This is a genomic window from Mesorhizobium sp. P2_C5_2 (assembly GCF_056404535.1).
Genome location: NZ_JBFUDV010000001.1, coordinates 445,391 through 461,294, shown reverse-complemented (window position 1 = coordinate 461,294; position 15,904 = coordinate 445,391). Strand labels below are relative to the sequence as shown.

Genomic DNA, 15,904 nt, shown 5'->3' with positions numbered 1-15,904 from the left:
GATATCAGGCCAACTTCGCCAGCAGCCGCATGAACGTAGCGGCCTCCTTGGCGGTCAGCGGCGCCAGCGTTTCCTGAGTGATGGCGCGCGCCAACGGGATCAGCCGCTCGATCGCCTCGCGGCCTTCCGGCGTCAGATTGACCAGCAGCCGTCTTTTGTCGACCTCATGCTTGGTCAGGTCGACCAGGCCACGTGCCTTCAGCCGATCGATGACGCCCTTGACCGTCGCCGCATCCATGGCGATCAGCGTGCCGAGTTGGTTCTGCGAGGTTTCGCCGACATCGTGCAGCTTGGCGAGCGCTGCAAATTGCGGCGGCGTCAGATCGCCGATCTGCGACGCAAAAATCGAGACATGGCGCTGATGCGCCTTGCGCAGGATGAAGCCGACCTGCTCCTGCAAGCGGTAATCATTATCGTCAGGCTCTTCGGCCTCGATCAGTTTCAGAAGATTGTCGCCGCCGCTCATCGCAAGCCGTCCCAGGCCTTGATGTCGCCGACGGCCAGGCCACCCATGCGGTCATGCACGCGCGGACCGCAGCTCATGGCGAGGCAAAACAGGATTTCGTCGGGACGCGGCCCGTCGCTGATGCCGACCTCCATGGCGTCGAAATGGCTGCGGACATAGGCGGCGTTGGTGTGGCCGAGCGGCACGTCGAGCCGCGAGCCGAAGGCGCCGACCTTGGTTGCCGACGGTACGATCGCCTTGGCGTCGCCGAGCCGCTCGCGCATGGCGTAGCCGCCCGGCACGTGCCACAGAGCGCCATGTTCGAGCTCACCTGACGAGCCGACGATGGTGCCCTTGCCGTAGGCGTCGATCTGCTTGATGTCACCGCCCAATGCGGCAATGAGCTTGTCCGTAAGCAGCAGGCCGAGCGGCTTCAGATCGTCCATGGCGCTCTGCAGCTCTTCCACATAGCGGCCGGCGAATGGATTTTTCACCAGCGCCACGGCGGCGGCGCGGCGGCGTGGCGCGGCTGCGACCGGCCCGCCATCGTGAAAGATCTCTTCGGTCAGAACCGCGATCTTGCGGATCGGAAACTCAGGCATGGGCAACTTCCTTCCCTGGACTTTTGTTGGGCGCGGCAAGCGCCATGGAACCACTGATGCGGGTCTCACCGCCAAGAAAAAGCGCCGATGCGGCAATCAGGCCGCGCCGGCGAAAATCTTCGGCGACAGCAAGGCCATTGTCCAGCGCCCGCTCGACTTCGCCACGTGCGAGCGTGCCGACGGCTTGTGTCACCAACCGGGCGCCGAGATCGCTGTCGGGCGACAGCTCGTGTGCGGGAATGCGATTGATGGCGGGATTGCCGGGCAGGTCGACTGCGTTGGCGATGAGCGTCGCCGCCGCATCGGCCGCGGCGCCGCTGCGCGCGAGCACGGTGACGGCGTCGGCAATGCCAAGCGAAAACGAGCGGCCGCGCCAGCCACTGGTGGCGACGCCGCGCACACCGTCTTCGGAGCGAATGGCGATGCGGTCGGCCATGCCGTTGCCGGTGCCGGCGATCGCCAGGTTCATCGACTGGCCCTTGCCGATATGAAGCGCGCTGTCGCCGCCATTGTTGACATAGGCACGATCGAGCTTGCGGCCGGCAAGCAATGCGGCGAGCATTTCGTCGGCTACCGATCCTGCAACAGCTGCCATCGGTGTGATGAAGCATTCCGCGAGTGGCATGACGGCCGCTTCCATACGGCGCGCCGTCGGGCCGTCAAAGCTGCGTGGCGCCAGGAAAAATGCCGGGAGCCGCAATTCGGGAAGCTCCTCGACCAACTCGATCAGAATCGTCTGGAAGCGCGCGACAGCCTGGTCATAGGCGGCACGGCACTCATCCGTCTCGCCGAAGGCCTCGACGATCAGGTCGATCGGCCCGTGGTTGAGATGCAGCCGCTTGCCGTCCTGCAGCCAGCTTACTTGCGGACCTTGCATCAGGCGGCCCCGTTAGAACCGGCGCGGCGCAACTGCGCCAGCGGCGGCCAGGGATTTTGAGAGGCAGCCCCAGAGCCTCGGCGTGGATTGAGGTACTCACCACCCTTGGCGACGATGTCCTCGACGCTGCGTATCTCGGCCTCATAGCCGCCCAGCCTGACATAGTCGTCGCGGCGCAAGGTGAATTCGATTGGCGCCACCAATGCCGGGGTCGGCACATAGCCGAAAGCGCCTTCCGGCACGCGGGTGACGTCGACCATCAGCGTGATGCCGCCGCCCGGCCAGACATAGACCGGCGCGCCGCCGACGGTCACATAGGTCTTCAGGCCTTGCACCGAGCGGGTGAGGTTGACCGGGTTTTCGGTAACGCCGGCGCGCAGGGACCCACCGGCGCCGCCGATGAACATCACGGTGCACAAAGCCGGCTCGCAATTGTCCTCGATCAGGCCGACCGATTTTTGCAGCCTGTCCGGGAACGGTTTTTCGACCGGCTTCAGATCGTCATCCAGTTCATAATAGGCGAACTGTTCGCCGGTGGTCGAAACCATCAGCAGCGACAGGCCGGGCCGCGCGCCCTTCTTGGCGTTCCATTCGCCGAGGATCGACAGCGGGTCGGAAATCGACGTGCCACCCCAGCCGAGGCCGGGCTCGGAGACCTTGAAATAGCGGCCAGGCGTCGAGCGGCGGCCGATGATCTTGATGCCTGTGTCCTGCCAGCCCAGCACCTTGCCGGCCTGATGCTCGGAGACAACGCCGGTGATGTGGTCGTCGACCACCACCACCTCGTCGACCAGGCCGCGCCACTGCGTGGCGAACATGCCGATGGTGGCCGAGCCGCAGCCGACGCGCATGCGGTATTCCTGCTTGCCGTCGATGACAGGTGGTTTGCCGGCTTCGACGATGATGGTGGCGCCGCCGTCGATGCTGAGTTCGACCGGCTTGCGGTTGCACAGATTGAGCATCGCGTCGCAAGTCGCGCGCCCCTCCGCCTTGGAGCCGCCGGTCAGATGATGCACGCCGCCCAGCGACAGCATCTGCGAGCCATATTCGCCTGTGGTGACGTGGCCGATCGCCTCGCCTTGCGAGCGCACGATTGCCGTCTCCGGACCGAGATGGCGGTCGGTGTCGATCTTCACCTTGACGCCGCAGTAGGAGAAGATGCCCTCGGTGACCACCGTCACCAGATCGACGCCTTCGACCTCCTGGCTGACGATAAACGGCGCCGGCTTGTAGTCGGGATAGGTGGTGCCGGCGCCTATTGCCGTGACAAAGCGGCGGCCGGTGTTGACCAGTTCGCCATCCCATTGCTCGCCTTCGGCGGTGAAGGGCACGACGGCACCGCCGCTCTCGGCCGCGTGGTCGAGAATGGTCAGCGGGTCCATGCGCACGATGCTGCCGCCGACATTGCCGTAGCGATCGCAGGCGCCGGTGCGGCCATCGGCGATGTAGCACATGACCGGACAGGCATCGCAGCGGATCTTCTCCGCCACTAGCTTCTCGCCGGGATCATGAGTTTCGAAGCGTTCGGCAAGCTCGCTCATGCGCGTGCCTCCTTGTCGTGGATGCCATCTTTGTCGCGGATGCCAGCGCGGATGCGCGTCGGCGTCGCCGGAACCTTGGTGATGAGAACGCCGGTGGCGTGGCGGATGGCGTTGAGGATCGCGGGTGCGGTAGGGATCAGAACATGCTCACCCAGGCCCTTGGCGCCGAACGGCCCTTCCGGATCGGGAACCTCGATCAATATGTGCTCGATCGGCGGTACGTCGCCGATGGTCGGGATGAGATAGTCGTGCAAATTCTCGGTGCGGCCGGGGATGTACTCCTCCATCAGCGCCATGCCGATGCCTTGCGCGATGCCGCCTTCGATCTGCCCTTCGACCAGCAGCGGGTTGATCGCCTTGCCGACATCGTGCGCCGCGGTGATTTTCAAAAGTTTGACCGTGCCAAGTTTGAGATCCACTTCGAGTTCGGCGATCTGCGCGCCGTAGCCATAGACGGCGTAAGGCTTGCCCTGGCCCTTGGCGTCGAGCGGCAGCGTCGGTGGATCGTAGGTCTCCTCGGCGCGAAAGACAAAGCCGTCCGCATCGACGTCGAGGGCGGCGAGATCGATGCGGCGGGTGGCTTCCCCCTCGCGGATGACGATCGCCGGGCCATCCAATTGCAGGGCCGCGTTCTCCGAGACATTGGCAAAGCGCAGGATCTTTTCGCGCAAGGCACGGCCGGCCTTTTCCGCCGCCTTGCCGGTCACAAAAGTCTGGCGCGAGGCCGATGTTTTGCCGGCGTCGGGGCTGATCGCGGTGTCGGCGCTCTTCAGCCGGAATCGTTCCAGCGGCAGGCCAAGCGCGTCGGCGCAGATCTGGGTGATGACGGTGTTGGAGCCCTGGCCGATATCGACTGCGCCCTGATGCAGGATGACCTCGCCCGCTGGCGCAATGCCGACCCTTATGGTCGACGGATTGGGCAGCGAAGTGTTGCCGCAGCCATACCAGCAGGACGCGATGCCGACGCCGCGCTTTTTGCTCGTATTGGAAGAATTGAATGTATCTGCGTCAGCCGTCGCGCGAGCCCAATGCGGCCGCAAGGAGTCGAGGCATTCGAAAATACCGACGCCTGACTCCAGCCTCTGCCCGGTAACCGTTTCGGACCCGTTCCGAAGGCAGTTTTTCAAGCGGAAATCGAGCCGATCCATGCCCAGTTTGCCGGCGAGCTCATCATAGAGCGTCTCCTGCATGATCGTCGCCTGCGGCACGCCGAAGCCGCGGAAGGCGCCGGAGATCGGCCCGTGGGTGTGGATGGCGCGGCCTTCCGCGCGGTAGTTCGGCGTCGCATAGGGGCCGGACGCATGCACAGGCACACGGTTGGCGACGGTCGGACCCCAGCTGGCATAGGCGCCGGTGTTGAAATCGCCTGTGAAGACCATGCCGGTGACGCGACCCTCGGCATCGGCGCCAATCGTCGCCTTCATCTCGGAGGGATGGCGCTTGGTGGTCGACATCATGGATTCGTTGCGGGTGTAGGCAAGCGCTGCCGGCCGGCCAGTCTTCAGCGCCACGAGGCCGATGAGAGGCTGCAGCGAAACGTCCAGCTTGGAGCCGAAGCCGCCGCCGGTCGCGGTCGGCACGATGCGGACCTTGTCGACGGCAAGGCCAAGCACTTTGGCCGTGTCGTCGCGGTCCATGTAAGGCGCCTGGGTGCAGGCGACGATGACCAGCGTGTCGCCATCCATATAGGCATGGCCGGCTTCCGGCTCGATATAGGCGTGCTCGACATAGGAGGTGTCGATGGCACCGGTCGCGGTAAAGGCAGCGCCGGCAAGAGCCGCCTCGGGGTTGCCGCGCTCGACAAAGCCCTTGGTCAACAAATTGTCCGGGCGGTTCGCGTGGATCAGCGCCGCACCGTCGGCCTGCGCGTCGCCGGGCAGCAGAACATGCGGCAGCTCGGTCCAGCGGACCGGGAAATCCTGGAGGTCGAGATCGAGCATCGCCTCACGCTCGCCGGCGACCAGCGCCACGGCCTCGCCGCGCAGGCGCGCAAAGCCTTCGGCCAGCGCCGGCTGGTCGGCGAACGGACCGATGACGCCGAAACAGTTTTCTCCCGGAATGTCGGCGGCGGTGAAGACACCGGCGATGCCGGGGTGCTTCTTCGCCCAGCCGCCGAGATCGCCGAAGGCGAAGCTGGCATGATAATGCGGCGAACGAACCACCAGCACGGCCAGCGCATCGGCGGGGAAAGAATCGCCGCCGAACTTCTCGCCGCCGGTGACTTTTGGCACGCCGTCGAGCCGAACCGGCGACGAGCCGATCGCATGACCCGACTGCGGCATGCGGAAATCGAGGCTGGCCGCCTGCGAGGAAGCATCCATCACCGCCGCAATGATCTTGCGGTAGCCGGTGCAGCGGCAGAGGATTCCGCCCAGCGCATCCTGTACCTCGACCTCCGTCGGATTCGGTGTGCTTTCCAGCAGGGCCGTTCCCGCGACCAGCAGCGCCGGCGTGCAGATACCGCATTGCGCCGCGCCATGCGCCAGGAAGGACGCCTGCAGCGCCGACAGAAGGCCATTGGCCAGGCCCTCGACCGTCGTCACCGATGTCCCGGCTGCGGAGGCCGTCGGCATCAGGCAGGCGCAGACGGCGTCGCCGTCGACCAGCACCGTGCAGGCGCCGCAATCGCCGGCGTCGCAGCCGACCTTGGTGCCGGTCAGTTGCAATTCATCGCGCAACACCTGCGACAGCCGGCGCAGCGGCGGCACGTTGACCGAGACGGCAGCGCCGTTGACCGTGAAAGCGATCTCCGCGCGCTCGAGGCCGTAGCCCGGCACGAGGTCGGGCAGAGCTTCAATCATCTCGGGACGAACCTGGCTCATGCCGCCACCATGCTGTTGTCGTTCGTCAATCCGCAGGCTCCCAGCACGGCGCGGGCGACAAGCTCGCGCGCCGCATCGAGCCGGTATTCGGCGCTGCCGCGCACATCGGCGATCGGCGACAGCTCGGCCATCGGCGCGGACAGGACCGCGTCGGCGAGTGTCTGGAGGGCAGGCTTGCCGCGCAGCACAGCTTCGACATCGGTGAGCCGCCTTGCGACCGCCGAACAGGAGCCGACCGAGACGGCCGCTTCCGTGACTATTCCCTTGTCGATGACGAGGCGCGCCGCCACCATGGCGATGGAAATGACGAGATAGCGCCGCGCACCAAGCTTGACGAAGGCCGAGGTGCCGGCTGCCGCACGCTTGGGGACGCGGATGGCGGTGACCATCTCACCGGGCAGCAAAGCCGTGCGGCGGTTGCCGAGAATGAAATCCGGCAAGGGCAGATAGCGCGTCGCGGCCACTGAGCGAAGTTCGACATCGGCGTCCAGCACCAGCAGGCCCGGCACGCCATCGGCGGCCGGCGAGGCGTTGCAAAGATTGCCGGCGATGGAGGCGACATTCTGGATCTGCAGGGAGCCGACCTCGCGCGCGGCCTGTTTCAGCGCATCGAACGCCGCCGGTAGGGGATGGCGAACCAGATCGGTCCAGGTGTTGCGGGCGCCCAAAACCCAATGGCTCTCGGTCTCGGCGATGCCGCGCAGGCAAGCCAGGCCATTGATGTCGAGAACATTGTCGCGGAAGGGCTTGGCGCCTTGCGCCGGATAGAAATCGGTGCCGCCGGCAAGCACGCGCCAGGCGCCTTCGCCCAGCAGGGCGAGCGCCTCGTCCAGCGTGGTGGGTTTCGCGTAACGGATCACGCTTTGCCTTCCAAAAAAATTGGCCTTCCCAAAAGTGGGGTCTTCCCGAACCCCCGCCAGTTCGATCTGGCCAAATTCATTCGTATGCAAATGATATCAAGCTGGCGGGAATTGTCAAAGCCGGAGTTTGCGGGAACCCGGCCGCCACGCATTTGTTACGCTTGTAGAGGTTGACGCCGGCCGCCATCCGGTCAAGTTTCTGCATCCGGTCGCATCAGCGGCGTATTTCACTCGATCCCCCCGCTCGAGACGAAGAAAAGGAGAGGCGCCATGGCCGACGAAGCGCTTGTTGTCATCGACCTCCAAAACGACTTCTGCCCCGGCGGCGCGCTGGCGGTTGCCGGCGGCGACGAGATCGTGCCGCTGGTCAACGATTTGATCCGGCACGCCGAGCATGTCGTGCTGACGCAGGACTGGCACCCGGCCCGACATTCGAGCTTTGCCTCCAGCCATCCGGGGGCGCAGCCTTTCAGTGCGATCGAGATGCCGTATGGGCCGCAGACGCTGTGGCCGGACCATTGCATCCAGGGCAGCCTCGGTTCGGATTTCCACTCGGGGCTCGCCTGGACCAAGGCCGAGATGGTGATCCGCAAGGGGTTTCGCCCTGATATCGACAGCTATTCGGCCTTCTTCGAGAATGACCACAAGACGCCGACCGGACTTGCCGGCTACCTCAAGGAGCGCGGTATCGATACTGTGACCCTGGTCGGCCTGGCGACCGACTTCTGCGTCGCCTTCTCGGCGCTCGATGCGGTCAAGCAAGGCTTCAAGACGACGGTGCGGCTCGACGCCTGCCGCGGCATTGATCTCAACGGTTCGGTCGAGGCGATGCTGAAGCGGATGCGCGACGCGGGGGTGACGCTCGAAGACCCGACCTCGGACTGACCGTGAGGCGTCGGGGGAGTTTCACACGATCGTTGGCAGTTTTGGCGGCTGGCACCTTGACCGTCGCCATTCTCCTGTTTCCCGAACTCGCCTTCGCGTCGGACGCCCACGAATTGCCCGGCTCGATGTCGCTGTGGTGGGGGCTGCCTTTTGCCGGGCTGCTGCTGTCGATCGCCACCGGACCGCTGCTGTTCCACCATGTCTGGGAGCATCACTACGGCAAGATCGCCGCCGGCTGGGCAGCACTTGTGGTGGTGCCGCTGGCGGTCGCCTTCGGCATGTCTTTGGCGAGCGAGGCGGTGCTGCACACGCTGCTCACCGAATACATGTCGTTCATTATCCTTTTGTTCGCGCTCTACACCATTTCCGGCGGTATCCTTGTCGCCGGCAACATCCATGGCACGCCGCTGGTCAATGCCGGGCTGCTGCTTGTCGGGGCTGTGCTGGCTTCAGTGATCGGCACCACCGGAGCCTCGATGATCCTGATCCGGCCGATGCTGCGCGCCAATGACAGCCGGCCGTTCAACGCCCATGTCGTCATCTTCTTCATTTTTCTCGTCTCCAACATTGGCGGCTCGCTGACGCCGCTCGGCGACCCGCCATTGTTCGTCGGCTTCCTGCGCGGCGTCGACTTTTTCTGGACAACCACGAACCTCTGGCGCGAGACGCTGTTCACGGGCGGCCTGGTGCTGATCGTCTTCCTGGCCATCGACATCGTGCTGCATCGCCGCGAAGGCGGCGCGCCGAAGATCAAGGATCCGACGCCGGATACGAAGGTGCGCATTCGCGGCCTGGCCAATCTGCCGCTGCTGGCTGGCGTCATCGGCGCCATCCTGCTGTCGGCGGCGTGGAAGCCGGAAGTGAGCTTTTCCGTATTGGGCGTCAGCCTTGAACTGCAGAACCTGGTGCGCGACGCCATCATCCTGGCGCTGGCCTTTCTGTCGCTCGTCGTCTCCCACAAGAGCCACCGCGAGGCGAACGGCTTCAACTGGGGCCCTATCGCGGAAGTGGCAAAGCTGTTTGCCGGCATCTTCATCTGCATCGTGCCGGTCATCGCCATCCTGCGCGCCGGCCATGACGGCGCACTGGCACCGCTGGTCGCGCTGGTCACCTCGCCCACCGGCCAGCCCAACGATCTCGCCTATTTCTGGCTGACCGGCGGGCTGTCGTCCTTCCTCGACAATGCACCGACCTATCTGGTGTTCTTCGAGCTCGCCGGCGGCAATGCGCGGCATCTGATGGCCGAGTTTGCCTCGACGCTTGCGGCGATTTCGGCGGGTGCGGTTTTCATGGGCGCCAACACCTATATCGGCAACGCACCCAACTTCATGGTCTATGCCATCGCTCGGCATCGCGGCGTGAAGATGCCGGGCTTCTTCGGTTACATGGCGTGGTCGGGACTGGTGCTGATCCCGATATTTTTGATCACCGGGTTCCTGTTCTTCGGCTGATCAGCCGACGCCGACATAGCGCCGGACCGCCGACGGATCGGCGCGCAGCTGCTCGACATCGACGGTCTCGCGGTTGCGGCCGTTTTCGATGAAGCAGACACGATCGGCGACCGACAGCACGGCATCGACGCGCTGTTCGACCAGGATCGTCGAGACGCCAAGTTCGCGCAACTTCACCACCGTCTCGCGGATCTTGGCGATCATCGACGGCATCAGGCCTTCGGTCGGTTCGTCGAGCAGCAGCACCTGCGGCTCCAGGCAAAGCGCACGCGCCATGGCCAGCATCTGCTGTTCGCCGCCGGACAAGGTGCCGGAGCGCTGCCGCAGCCGCTGGCGCAGCAATGGAAAAAGGTCGAGGACGTTTTCCCGCACGGCCTTGCCCTTGCCGCGCGCCATCAGCCCGATCTCGATGTTTTCGGCCACCGTCATCTCGGCGAACAGCCGCCTGCCTTGCGGCACATAGGCGACGCCGGCCTTCGGCACGTCATGCGCCGGCAGGCCGGTCAATTCCTGGCCGGCGAGTTTGATCGAGCCGGCCTCCGCCGGAATAAGGCCCATGATCGCTTTCAGCGTCGTCGTCTTGCCGGCGCCGTTACGGCCGAAGAGGCACAGCACCTCGCCTTTGTTGAGCGCCAGGTCGAGGCCGTAGAGGACCTGGACCTCGCCGTAGAAGCAGTCGAGCCCGGAGATCGTCAGCACTCTGTCTTGAGTAGGGGCGGCTTCGGTCATGGCGCGGTCCCCAGGTAGGCTTCCTGCACATGTGTGTTGGCGCGGACCTGTTCTGGTGTGCCTTCGGCCAGGATCCTGCCTGCGTTGAAGACGGTGATGCGGTCAGCCAGCTGCATGACGACAGGCATGTTGTGCTCGATCAAAAGCACGGTGGCGCTTTTGGCGATCTCGCGCACCAGCTCGATGAAATTGTCGATCTCGCTGTCGGCCAGCCCTTGCGTCGGCTCGTCGAGGATCAAGAGCCGCGGCTTCAGCGCCAGCCCCATCGCCACTTCGAGCAGGCGCTGATGGCCGTAGGAGAGCTGGCCGGCCTGCATATGGGCGCGATCGGCAAGGCCGGTGCGCTCGAGCGCCGCCATCACGCCGGTGCGCACGGCGCCTCTCGACCGCCCGTCGGTCAGGGTGCGCTGCACCGGCAGCGCGACATTGTCGTAGGCCGAGAGATTGGCAAAGACGCTGGTGATCTGGAAAGTGTAGGCGATGCCTTGGCGCACCCTGAGATAGGCCGGCTGGGTGGTGATGTCGGCGCCGTCGAAGACGATCATGCCGGAGGATGGCTGGATGCGGCCGCTGATCAGGCTGACGAAGGTGGTTTTGCCCGCGCCATTGGGGCCGATGACAGCGCGTATCTCGCCCGGCATCAGCTGGAAATCGACACCGTCGACGGCGCGCAGGCCGCCGAAATTGCGCGACAGGCCTTTTGTGGTGAGCAGCGGCATCATGGCAACCACCCGAGCCAGCGCTGTCGGATGGTACCCAAAATGCCCTTGGGGAAAAACAGCACCAGAAGGATGAGCGCGATGCCGACTATCAGCAGATAGGCGGAGGTGTAGCCGCTGGCGACGTCGATGACATAGTACATGAACAGCGTGCCGATCAGTGCTCCGAGCGTCGTGGCTGCGCCGCCGAGCAGCACCCAGAGCAGCGGCAGGATGGAATACTGCACCGAAGCGAAGCTCGAACCGACATAGCCGAACAACAGCGCATAAGCCGCACCCGAGGCCGCACAGATGGTGCCGGAGACGACGACGGCGATGAGCTTGTTGGAGAAGGTGTCGTAGCCGAGCATCTTCGTGCGCTCCTCGTTCTCGCGCACGGCGACCAGAACGCGGCCATAGCGGGAGCGGACGATGGCGAGCGTGATAAGCAGCACAACCGAAAACAGCGCCAGCGCGCTCATATAGCGGACGGTCGGGTTGGTGAGATCGAGCGAGGTTGCGCCGAAGGTCAGGACCCGCGCCGGCTGTGGCACGACCAGACCCTGGTCGCCGCCGGTCCAGGCGGCGAAATAGAGGATCACGAGATGAAAAACCTGCGCGAACATCATGGTGACGATCATGAAGGCGACACCGGTGGTGCGCAGCGCCAGCAGGCCGATGACCAACGCCAGCAGCGCGCCGCAGGCGATGCCGGCGAGGAAGGCCAGCGGCACGTTCCAGCCGAGATGGATGACGGCGAGACCTGCGCCATAGAGCCCGGCGGCAAAGAACATGGCATGGCCGAGGCTGAGCAGGCCGACATAGCCGAACAGCATGTTGTAGCCCATGGCGAACACCGCCAGCACCATGATGCGGGCGAGCAGGCCGTGATGATAGTCGGGCAGGACGAAGCTCAGCGCAAAGAGCAGCGCGATGACGCCGAGATGCAATGCATAGGCTTTTGCCGGCGAAGCTTCGCTCATCGCGACGTCTGCCCGAACAAGCCTTGCGGCCGGAACACCAGCACCATGGCCACCAGAAGCGTGGCGATGATCTTGGCCAGCGTTGGCGAGAAGAACACCGAAATGATGCCGTCGGACAGCCCGATCAGCACCGCGGCGACAACGGTGCCGCGCAGCGAGCCGAGACCGCCAATGATGACGACGATGAACGAGAGCAGCAGCGGGTCCTGCCCCATGAGATAATGCGCCTGGCTGATCGGCACGATCAGCACCGCAGCGATGGCCGCCAGCATGGCGCCGAGCGCGAAGACGCCGGCATAGACGCGGTCGACCGGAATGCCGAAGGCCTGCGCCGTCTCGCTGTCATACTGGGTGGCGCGCATGATGAGGCCGGTCTTCGTGCGCGTCAGCACCAGCCAGGTGGCGACGAGCAGAAGCGCCGAGGCGGCGATGATCGACAGCTTGTAGCCGGAATAGCCGAACCAGGGCAGCAAGATGCGGTAGCTGAAGGGCGGCTCCACCGGGCGCGCTTCCGGGCCATAGAAGCTCAGCGCCAGCTGCTGGATGATGTAGAGCATGCCGATGGTGGCGACGATGGTGGCTTCCGGATTGTAATTGAGCCGGCGCAGCACCAGCCGCTCGGCGACCAGCGCGATGGAGCCGACAATCAGCGGCGCGATCACCAGTGCGGCCAGAAAGCCGACCGTCGGATGGCCTGGAAAAGCCGTCGAGATGGCCCAGGCCAGCACTGCGCCCAGCATGAAGAACTCGCCATGGGCGACGTTGACGACGCGCATGACGCCGAAAACCAGCGACAGCCCAAGCGCCGTCAGCGCCAGCACGGCGGAGGTGACGAGGCCTTCGAGGGCAGCGAGGAGGAGATGGGGTCCAAAGTGCATGGGCTAGGCACCAGCGGATGCGCGAGGCACCCCCCTCTGCCCTGCCGGGCATCTCCCCCTCAAGGGGGGAGATTGGATTTCACATAAGGTTTCGCCAATCGCCAACACCGGCATACAGGCGCTGCCGCACGAGCTGCCGATCTCCCCCCCTGCGGGGGAGATGTCCGGCAGGACAGAGGGGGGTGACTTGGCTCCCACGCTTGCAGACAAAGCCGTGTCTACAGCGCCTGCGTCGTGTAATCTCCCTCGGCCTCGTACAGCCCATCCTCGATCTTGGTCTTGTGGACGACCGTCAACTTGCCGCCTTCGACCTTGGAGATGTTCTGGATGCCGAAACACTGGTGGATCTTGCCGTTGAAGGTCTTCGGCCCCTGCGGATGCTCCGGTCCTTCGGCGAATTCGGTCAGAGCCTCGGTCGCCTCGACCAGCTTGCCGCGGTCTTCGGGGCCCTTGTAGCCGGCGTCTTCCATCGCCTTCTTGACGACATAGAGCGTTTCCCAGCAGCCGAACATGTGGGACGCGGTTGAGACGTCCTTGGGATCGCCGACGGCGGCGCCATTGTCGTCGATGCCAACGGCAGCGCGATAGGCTTTTTGCGCGGCTGAGTCATTGGCTTGGGCATAGCGTGGCGAGCCTTCCCAGAAATGGCTGCCGTCCAAAAATTCGAGGCCGGGGCTGTTGATGTCGGTGGCCTCGAGTGAATCCATGAAGCCGAACAGCTGCGGCCGGTTGGAGCCGTAGAATTCGCCGAGCTCCTTGACGAAGGTGAGCACGGCCGGACCGACCATGACGTGATAGATGACCTCGGTCTCGGCCGGGATCTGCGGAAAATATTTGGTGAAAGAAGATTCCGTCGGCGGGATGGCGATCTGGGCGATGACCTCGGCGCCTTGCGCCTTCAGCGCCGGCGGCAGGTAGTCGCGGTGGTCATAGCCGAAGGCGAAATCGGGGAAGATCTGCGTCACCTTCTTGCCGGCATTGGCGGCGATCCACGGCGCCATCGACTGGATCTGGCTCTTCACGTCGGTGATGCCGGGCTGGAAGACGTAGCGGTTCAACTTGGTCGAGGCGACGTGGTGGCCTTCGCTGACGACGAAATAAGGGATCTTGTTTTCGCCGGCGGCGGGCGCCGAGCCAATGACGACATGCGAAAACAGCGTACCGAAGACGATGTCGGTCTTGTGCTGGGTGGCGAACTTGCCGACCACTTCGGCGCCGCGAGCGGGATCGGTGCCATCATCCTCGATCACCAGTTCGACCGGGCGGCCGTTGATGCCACCGGCATCGTTGATGGCCTTGACCGCGGCCGCACTCGTCTTTTCATACCAGCGGCCATAGGCGGCGCCGATGCCGGTGCGGTGCGACTGGAAGCCGATCTTGATCGGCGCGGAGCTCTGCGCCTGGCTGTAGCGGACAAAGCCGGGGGCGAGCGTCAGGCCGGCGCCTGCGGCGAGACCCTTCAGCGCGGTACGGCGAGAAAGCGTGGATTTGGAGAGATCGAAAAACCCATTCTTGTCAGTCACGGCAGTTCCCCTGTTTTTGAGTTTTGACTGTCTGTAACGAGGCAAGGCCACTCCCTTGCAGGAGGGGCAGAAATCGCATGTATACAAACTAAATCACCAAAGCCTCGACCTGGCAAGCGGGCTTTCCCCGAAGGCATATTGACCGTCTTCTCTCATCCGGCTGTCGGCGTGGCAAGCAACCAGAGGCCGAAGATGGTGTAAGCGATCATCAGCACGGTGAGTGGCAGCTGGCTGAGTGCGGCGCGCGATGGAACCGGGTGCAGTCGCCAGGCCAGACCATGGGCGACGAGCACCGCCAGTATATGGCCGGCGATGATGATGCCGGCCTGCACATTCCACAGCCACCATGCGGAGTCGGCGCCGGCGACGATGCCGGCTTCGATCTGCATGTCGGCGGTACCGAACAGGTTCCAGCCCAGCGCGAACGGGTCGGATAAAGCGGCCACCGCATACTGGCCATCGACCAGCAGCGCCGTCAGATAGTGGGCGACATGATAGGCGAGCGCGATCGGCACGATCGACCAGACGAGCAGACCCGCCGCTTCGCCGAGCGTATGTTGGCTGCCGACAAGGCGCTGGCCGAGGATGACGGCCAGCAGGAACGCCGCCGCCAGCAGCACGAAGGTCAGCACCAGGCCGAAGCTGCCGATGCTTATCAGCGCGGTGCGGCCGGGATATTCCAGCGGATTGATGCCGAACAGGCCGAGCCAGAAGAAGGTTTTCGACAGGCCGTCGAACGACACCGATGACAGGCTGAGCAGCAGGAAGGCAATGCCGCTTGCCGGCAGAGGCGCGGCGCTCAGCAGCTTTGCGCCCGGCCAGCACAGGTTGAGCCGATCGCTTTCATTACGCTCGATGGGAGCAAAGCGCGCCACCATGGCGAAGAACACCGTCAGGAACTCGCCGCGCCGGCTCCAGTTGGGGTAGCCGACGATCAGCATGGCGATGAAGGTGAACAGCCAATAGAGGCCCGCCGCGTATGCCAGCCGCGCGGGATCGTCGGGCGCCGGGTCGATCAGCTCGAACCAGGCAAAGGCGAGGAATAGGATGAACGCCGGCCAGCAGCCGAGCCATTGCGGCAAACGCGACTCCTCGGCATCGCGCTGGCCAAGCAGGCGGGTGACGACGCGCCATGGGCCGTACCAGGGATTCAGCCATGACCAGAGGTCGCCGAACAGGCCTTGCGCGATGGCGAGGCCGACCCAGAGCAGCGTCCATATGACGAGGGGGAGCGGATTGGAGAGCGGATCACGGCTGCCGAACAGGCCGGCAGCGACAAGGGTTGAAAAGCCGGCAAAGGACAGCAGGCCGACGATTGTGCGAGGCGCGTCGGTGAATGTGAAAAGTTGTGGGCGACGGCGCCAGAAACGCTCGAGCGTGTCGGGTGGCAGCAGGGCGAGGACAAGGAGGCTGACGGCGACGGCGAGCGCGCCGCCCGCGATGTAGTAGCCGGTGGGGAGGAGGAGGACGTGGCCGCGGTCGGAGGCATGGGCGAATGCTGGGGTGGGGACGAGGGTGAGGGCGATGGTGAGAAGGGCTGACCGTTGACGGTTGCATTCTACGGCGCCCCCCTCTGTCCTGCCGGACATCTCCCCCACTTGGGGGGAGAT

14 protein-coding genes are annotated in these 15,904 nt (G+C 64.7%); 2 read left to right on the top strand and 12 right to left on the bottom strand.

The window, feature by feature from the left end; all coding sequences use genetic code 11:
* Positions 1 to 4: 4 nt before the first annotated feature.
* From AC1D1B_RS02145 to AC1D1B_RS02120, 6 genes are read right to left on the bottom strand one after another with little or no spacing between them, the layout of a single operon-like run.
* Positions 5 to 466: a MarR family winged helix-turn-helix transcriptional regulator gene (locus AC1D1B_RS02145; protein ID WP_477329061.1), complete on the bottom strand. Its 462-nt coding sequence runs from the start codon at positions 464 to 466 to the stop codon at positions 5 to 7.
* The gene (locus AC1D1B_RS02140) at positions 463 to 1,047 is read right to left on the bottom strand and encodes an amino acid synthesis family protein (protein WP_477329060.1); all 585 of its coding nucleotides are present in this window, start codon (positions 1,045 to 1,047) and stop codon (positions 463 to 465) included. The genes AC1D1B_RS02145 and AC1D1B_RS02140 overlap by 4 nt, the downstream gene beginning before the upstream one ends.
* Positions 1,040 to 1,924, bottom strand: a complete 885-nt coding sequence (locus AC1D1B_RS02135; protein WP_477329059.1) for a UPF0280 family protein — start codon at positions 1,922 to 1,924, stop codon at positions 1,040 to 1,042. Before AC1D1B_RS02135 ends, AC1D1B_RS02140 begins: the two co-directional genes overlap by 8 nt.
* Complete coding sequence (locus AC1D1B_RS02130; protein WP_477329058.1) at positions 1,924 to 3,465, bottom strand: 6-hydroxynicotinate reductase; 1,542 nt, start codon at positions 3,463 to 3,465, stop codon at positions 1,924 to 1,926. Before AC1D1B_RS02130 ends, AC1D1B_RS02135 begins: the two co-directional genes overlap by 1 nt.
* Positions 3,462 to 6,266: a molybdopterin-dependent oxidoreductase gene (locus AC1D1B_RS02125; RefSeq protein ID WP_477330505.1), complete on the bottom strand. Its 2,805-nt coding sequence runs from the start codon at positions 6,264 to 6,266 to the stop codon at positions 3,462 to 3,464. The genes AC1D1B_RS02130 and AC1D1B_RS02125 overlap by 4 nt, the downstream gene beginning before the upstream one ends.
* A gap of 17 nt (positions 6,267 to 6,283) precedes the next feature.
* Entirely contained in the window at positions 6,284 to 7,147 is an 864-nt protein-coding gene (locus tag AC1D1B_RS02120) for an FAD binding domain-containing protein (protein ID WP_477329057.1), read from the bottom strand.
* A gap of 270 nt (positions 7,148 to 7,417) precedes the next feature.
* On the opposite strand from AC1D1B_RS02120, the gene pncA reads away from it, so the two are divergent.
* Both pncA and AC1D1B_RS02110 read left to right on the top strand, forming a co-directional pair.
* A complete protein-coding gene (gene pncA, locus AC1D1B_RS02115) occupies positions 7,418 to 8,032 on the top strand; it encodes a bifunctional nicotinamidase/pyrazinamidase (protein WP_477329056.1) in 615 nt (204 codons plus the stop codon).
* Between the two features lie 125 nt (positions 8,033 to 8,157).
* Positions 8,158 to 9,483, top strand: coding sequence for a sodium:proton antiporter (locus AC1D1B_RS02110; protein ID WP_477330503.1), 1,326 nt, complete (start codon positions 8,158 to 8,160; stop codon positions 9,481 to 9,483).
* Here the strand turns inward: AC1D1B_RS02110 and AC1D1B_RS02105 are convergent, their stop codons facing one another.
* The 6 genes from AC1D1B_RS02105 to AC1D1B_RS02080 form a co-directional block, all read right to left on the bottom strand.
* Entirely contained in the window at positions 9,484 to 10,212 is a 729-nt protein-coding gene (locus AC1D1B_RS02105) for an ABC transporter ATP-binding protein (protein ID WP_477329055.1), read from the bottom strand.
* The gene (locus tag AC1D1B_RS02100) at positions 10,209 to 10,934 is read right to left on the bottom strand and encodes an ABC transporter ATP-binding protein (RefSeq protein ID WP_477329054.1); all 726 of its coding nucleotides are present in this window, start codon (positions 10,932 to 10,934) and stop codon (positions 10,209 to 10,211) included. The genes AC1D1B_RS02105 and AC1D1B_RS02100 overlap by 4 nt, the downstream gene beginning before the upstream one ends.
* The gene (locus AC1D1B_RS02095; RefSeq protein WP_477329053.1) at positions 10,931 to 11,893 is read right to left on the bottom strand and encodes a branched-chain amino acid ABC transporter permease; all 963 of its coding nucleotides are present in this window, start codon (positions 11,891 to 11,893) and stop codon (positions 10,931 to 10,933) included. The genes AC1D1B_RS02100 and AC1D1B_RS02095 overlap by 4 nt, the downstream gene beginning before the upstream one ends.
* Positions 11,890 to 12,771, bottom strand: coding sequence for a branched-chain amino acid ABC transporter permease (locus AC1D1B_RS02090; RefSeq protein ID WP_477329052.1), 882 nt, complete (start codon positions 12,769 to 12,771; stop codon positions 11,890 to 11,892). Before AC1D1B_RS02090 ends, AC1D1B_RS02095 begins: the two co-directional genes overlap by 4 nt.
* 218 nt (positions 12,772 to 12,989) lie before the next feature.
* Complete coding sequence (locus AC1D1B_RS02085; RefSeq protein WP_477329051.1) at positions 12,990 to 14,294, bottom strand: ABC transporter substrate-binding protein; 1,305 nt, start codon at positions 14,292 to 14,294, stop codon at positions 12,990 to 12,992.
* Positions 14,295 to 14,446: 152 nt separating this feature from the next.
* The gene (locus tag AC1D1B_RS02080) at positions 14,447 to 15,883 is read right to left on the bottom strand and encodes a hypothetical protein (protein ID WP_477329050.1); all 1,437 of its coding nucleotides are present in this window, start codon (positions 15,881 to 15,883) and stop codon (positions 14,447 to 14,449) included.
* Positions 15,884 to 15,904 lie beyond the last annotated feature (21 nt).

Excerpts from the sequence above, each read along its gene's own strand:
- AC1D1B_RS02145 (WP_477329061.1), bottom strand. The coding sequence starts at position 466 with ATGAGCGGCGGCGACAATCTTCTGAAACTGATCGAGGCCGAAGAGCCT.
- AC1D1B_RS02140 (WP_477329060.1), bottom strand. The coding sequence starts at position 1,047 with ATGCCTGAGTTTCCGATCCGCAAGATCGCGGTTCTGACCGAAGAGATC.
- AC1D1B_RS02135 (WP_477329059.1), bottom strand. The coding sequence starts at position 1,924 with ATGCAAGGTCCGCAAGTAAGCTGGCTGCAGGACGGCAAGCGGCTGCAT.
- AC1D1B_RS02130 (WP_477329058.1), bottom strand. The coding sequence starts at position 3,465 with ATGAGCGAGCTTGCCGAACGCTTCGAAACTCATGATCCCGGCGAGAAG.
- AC1D1B_RS02125 (WP_477330505.1), bottom strand. The coding sequence starts at position 6,266 with ATGATTGAAGCTCTGCCCGACCTCGTGCCGGGCTACGGCCTCGAGCGC.
- pncA (WP_477329056.1), top strand. The coding sequence starts at position 7,418 with ATGGCCGACGAAGCGCTTGTTGTCATCGACCTCCAAAACGACTTCTGC.
- AC1D1B_RS02110 (WP_477330503.1), top strand. The coding sequence starts at position 8,158 with ATGTCGCTGTGGTGGGGGCTGCCTTTTGCCGGGCTGCTGCTGTCGATC.
- AC1D1B_RS02105 (WP_477329055.1), bottom strand. The coding sequence starts at position 10,212 with ATGACCGAAGCCGCCCCTACTCAAGACAGAGTGCTGACGATCTCCGGG.
- AC1D1B_RS02100 (WP_477329054.1), bottom strand. The coding sequence starts at position 10,934 with ATGATGCCGCTGCTCACCACAAAAGGCCTGTCGCGCAATTTCGGCGGC.
- AC1D1B_RS02095 (WP_477329053.1), bottom strand. The coding sequence starts at position 11,893 with ATGAGCGAAGCTTCGCCGGCAAAAGCCTATGCATTGCATCTCGGCGTC.
- AC1D1B_RS02090 (WP_477329052.1), bottom strand. The coding sequence starts at position 12,771 with ATGCACTTTGGACCCCATCTCCTCCTCGCTGCCCTCGAAGGCCTCGTC.
- AC1D1B_RS02080 (WP_477329050.1), bottom strand. The coding sequence starts at position 15,883 with ATGTCCGGCAGGACAGAGGGGGGCGCCGTAGAATGCAACCGTCAACGG.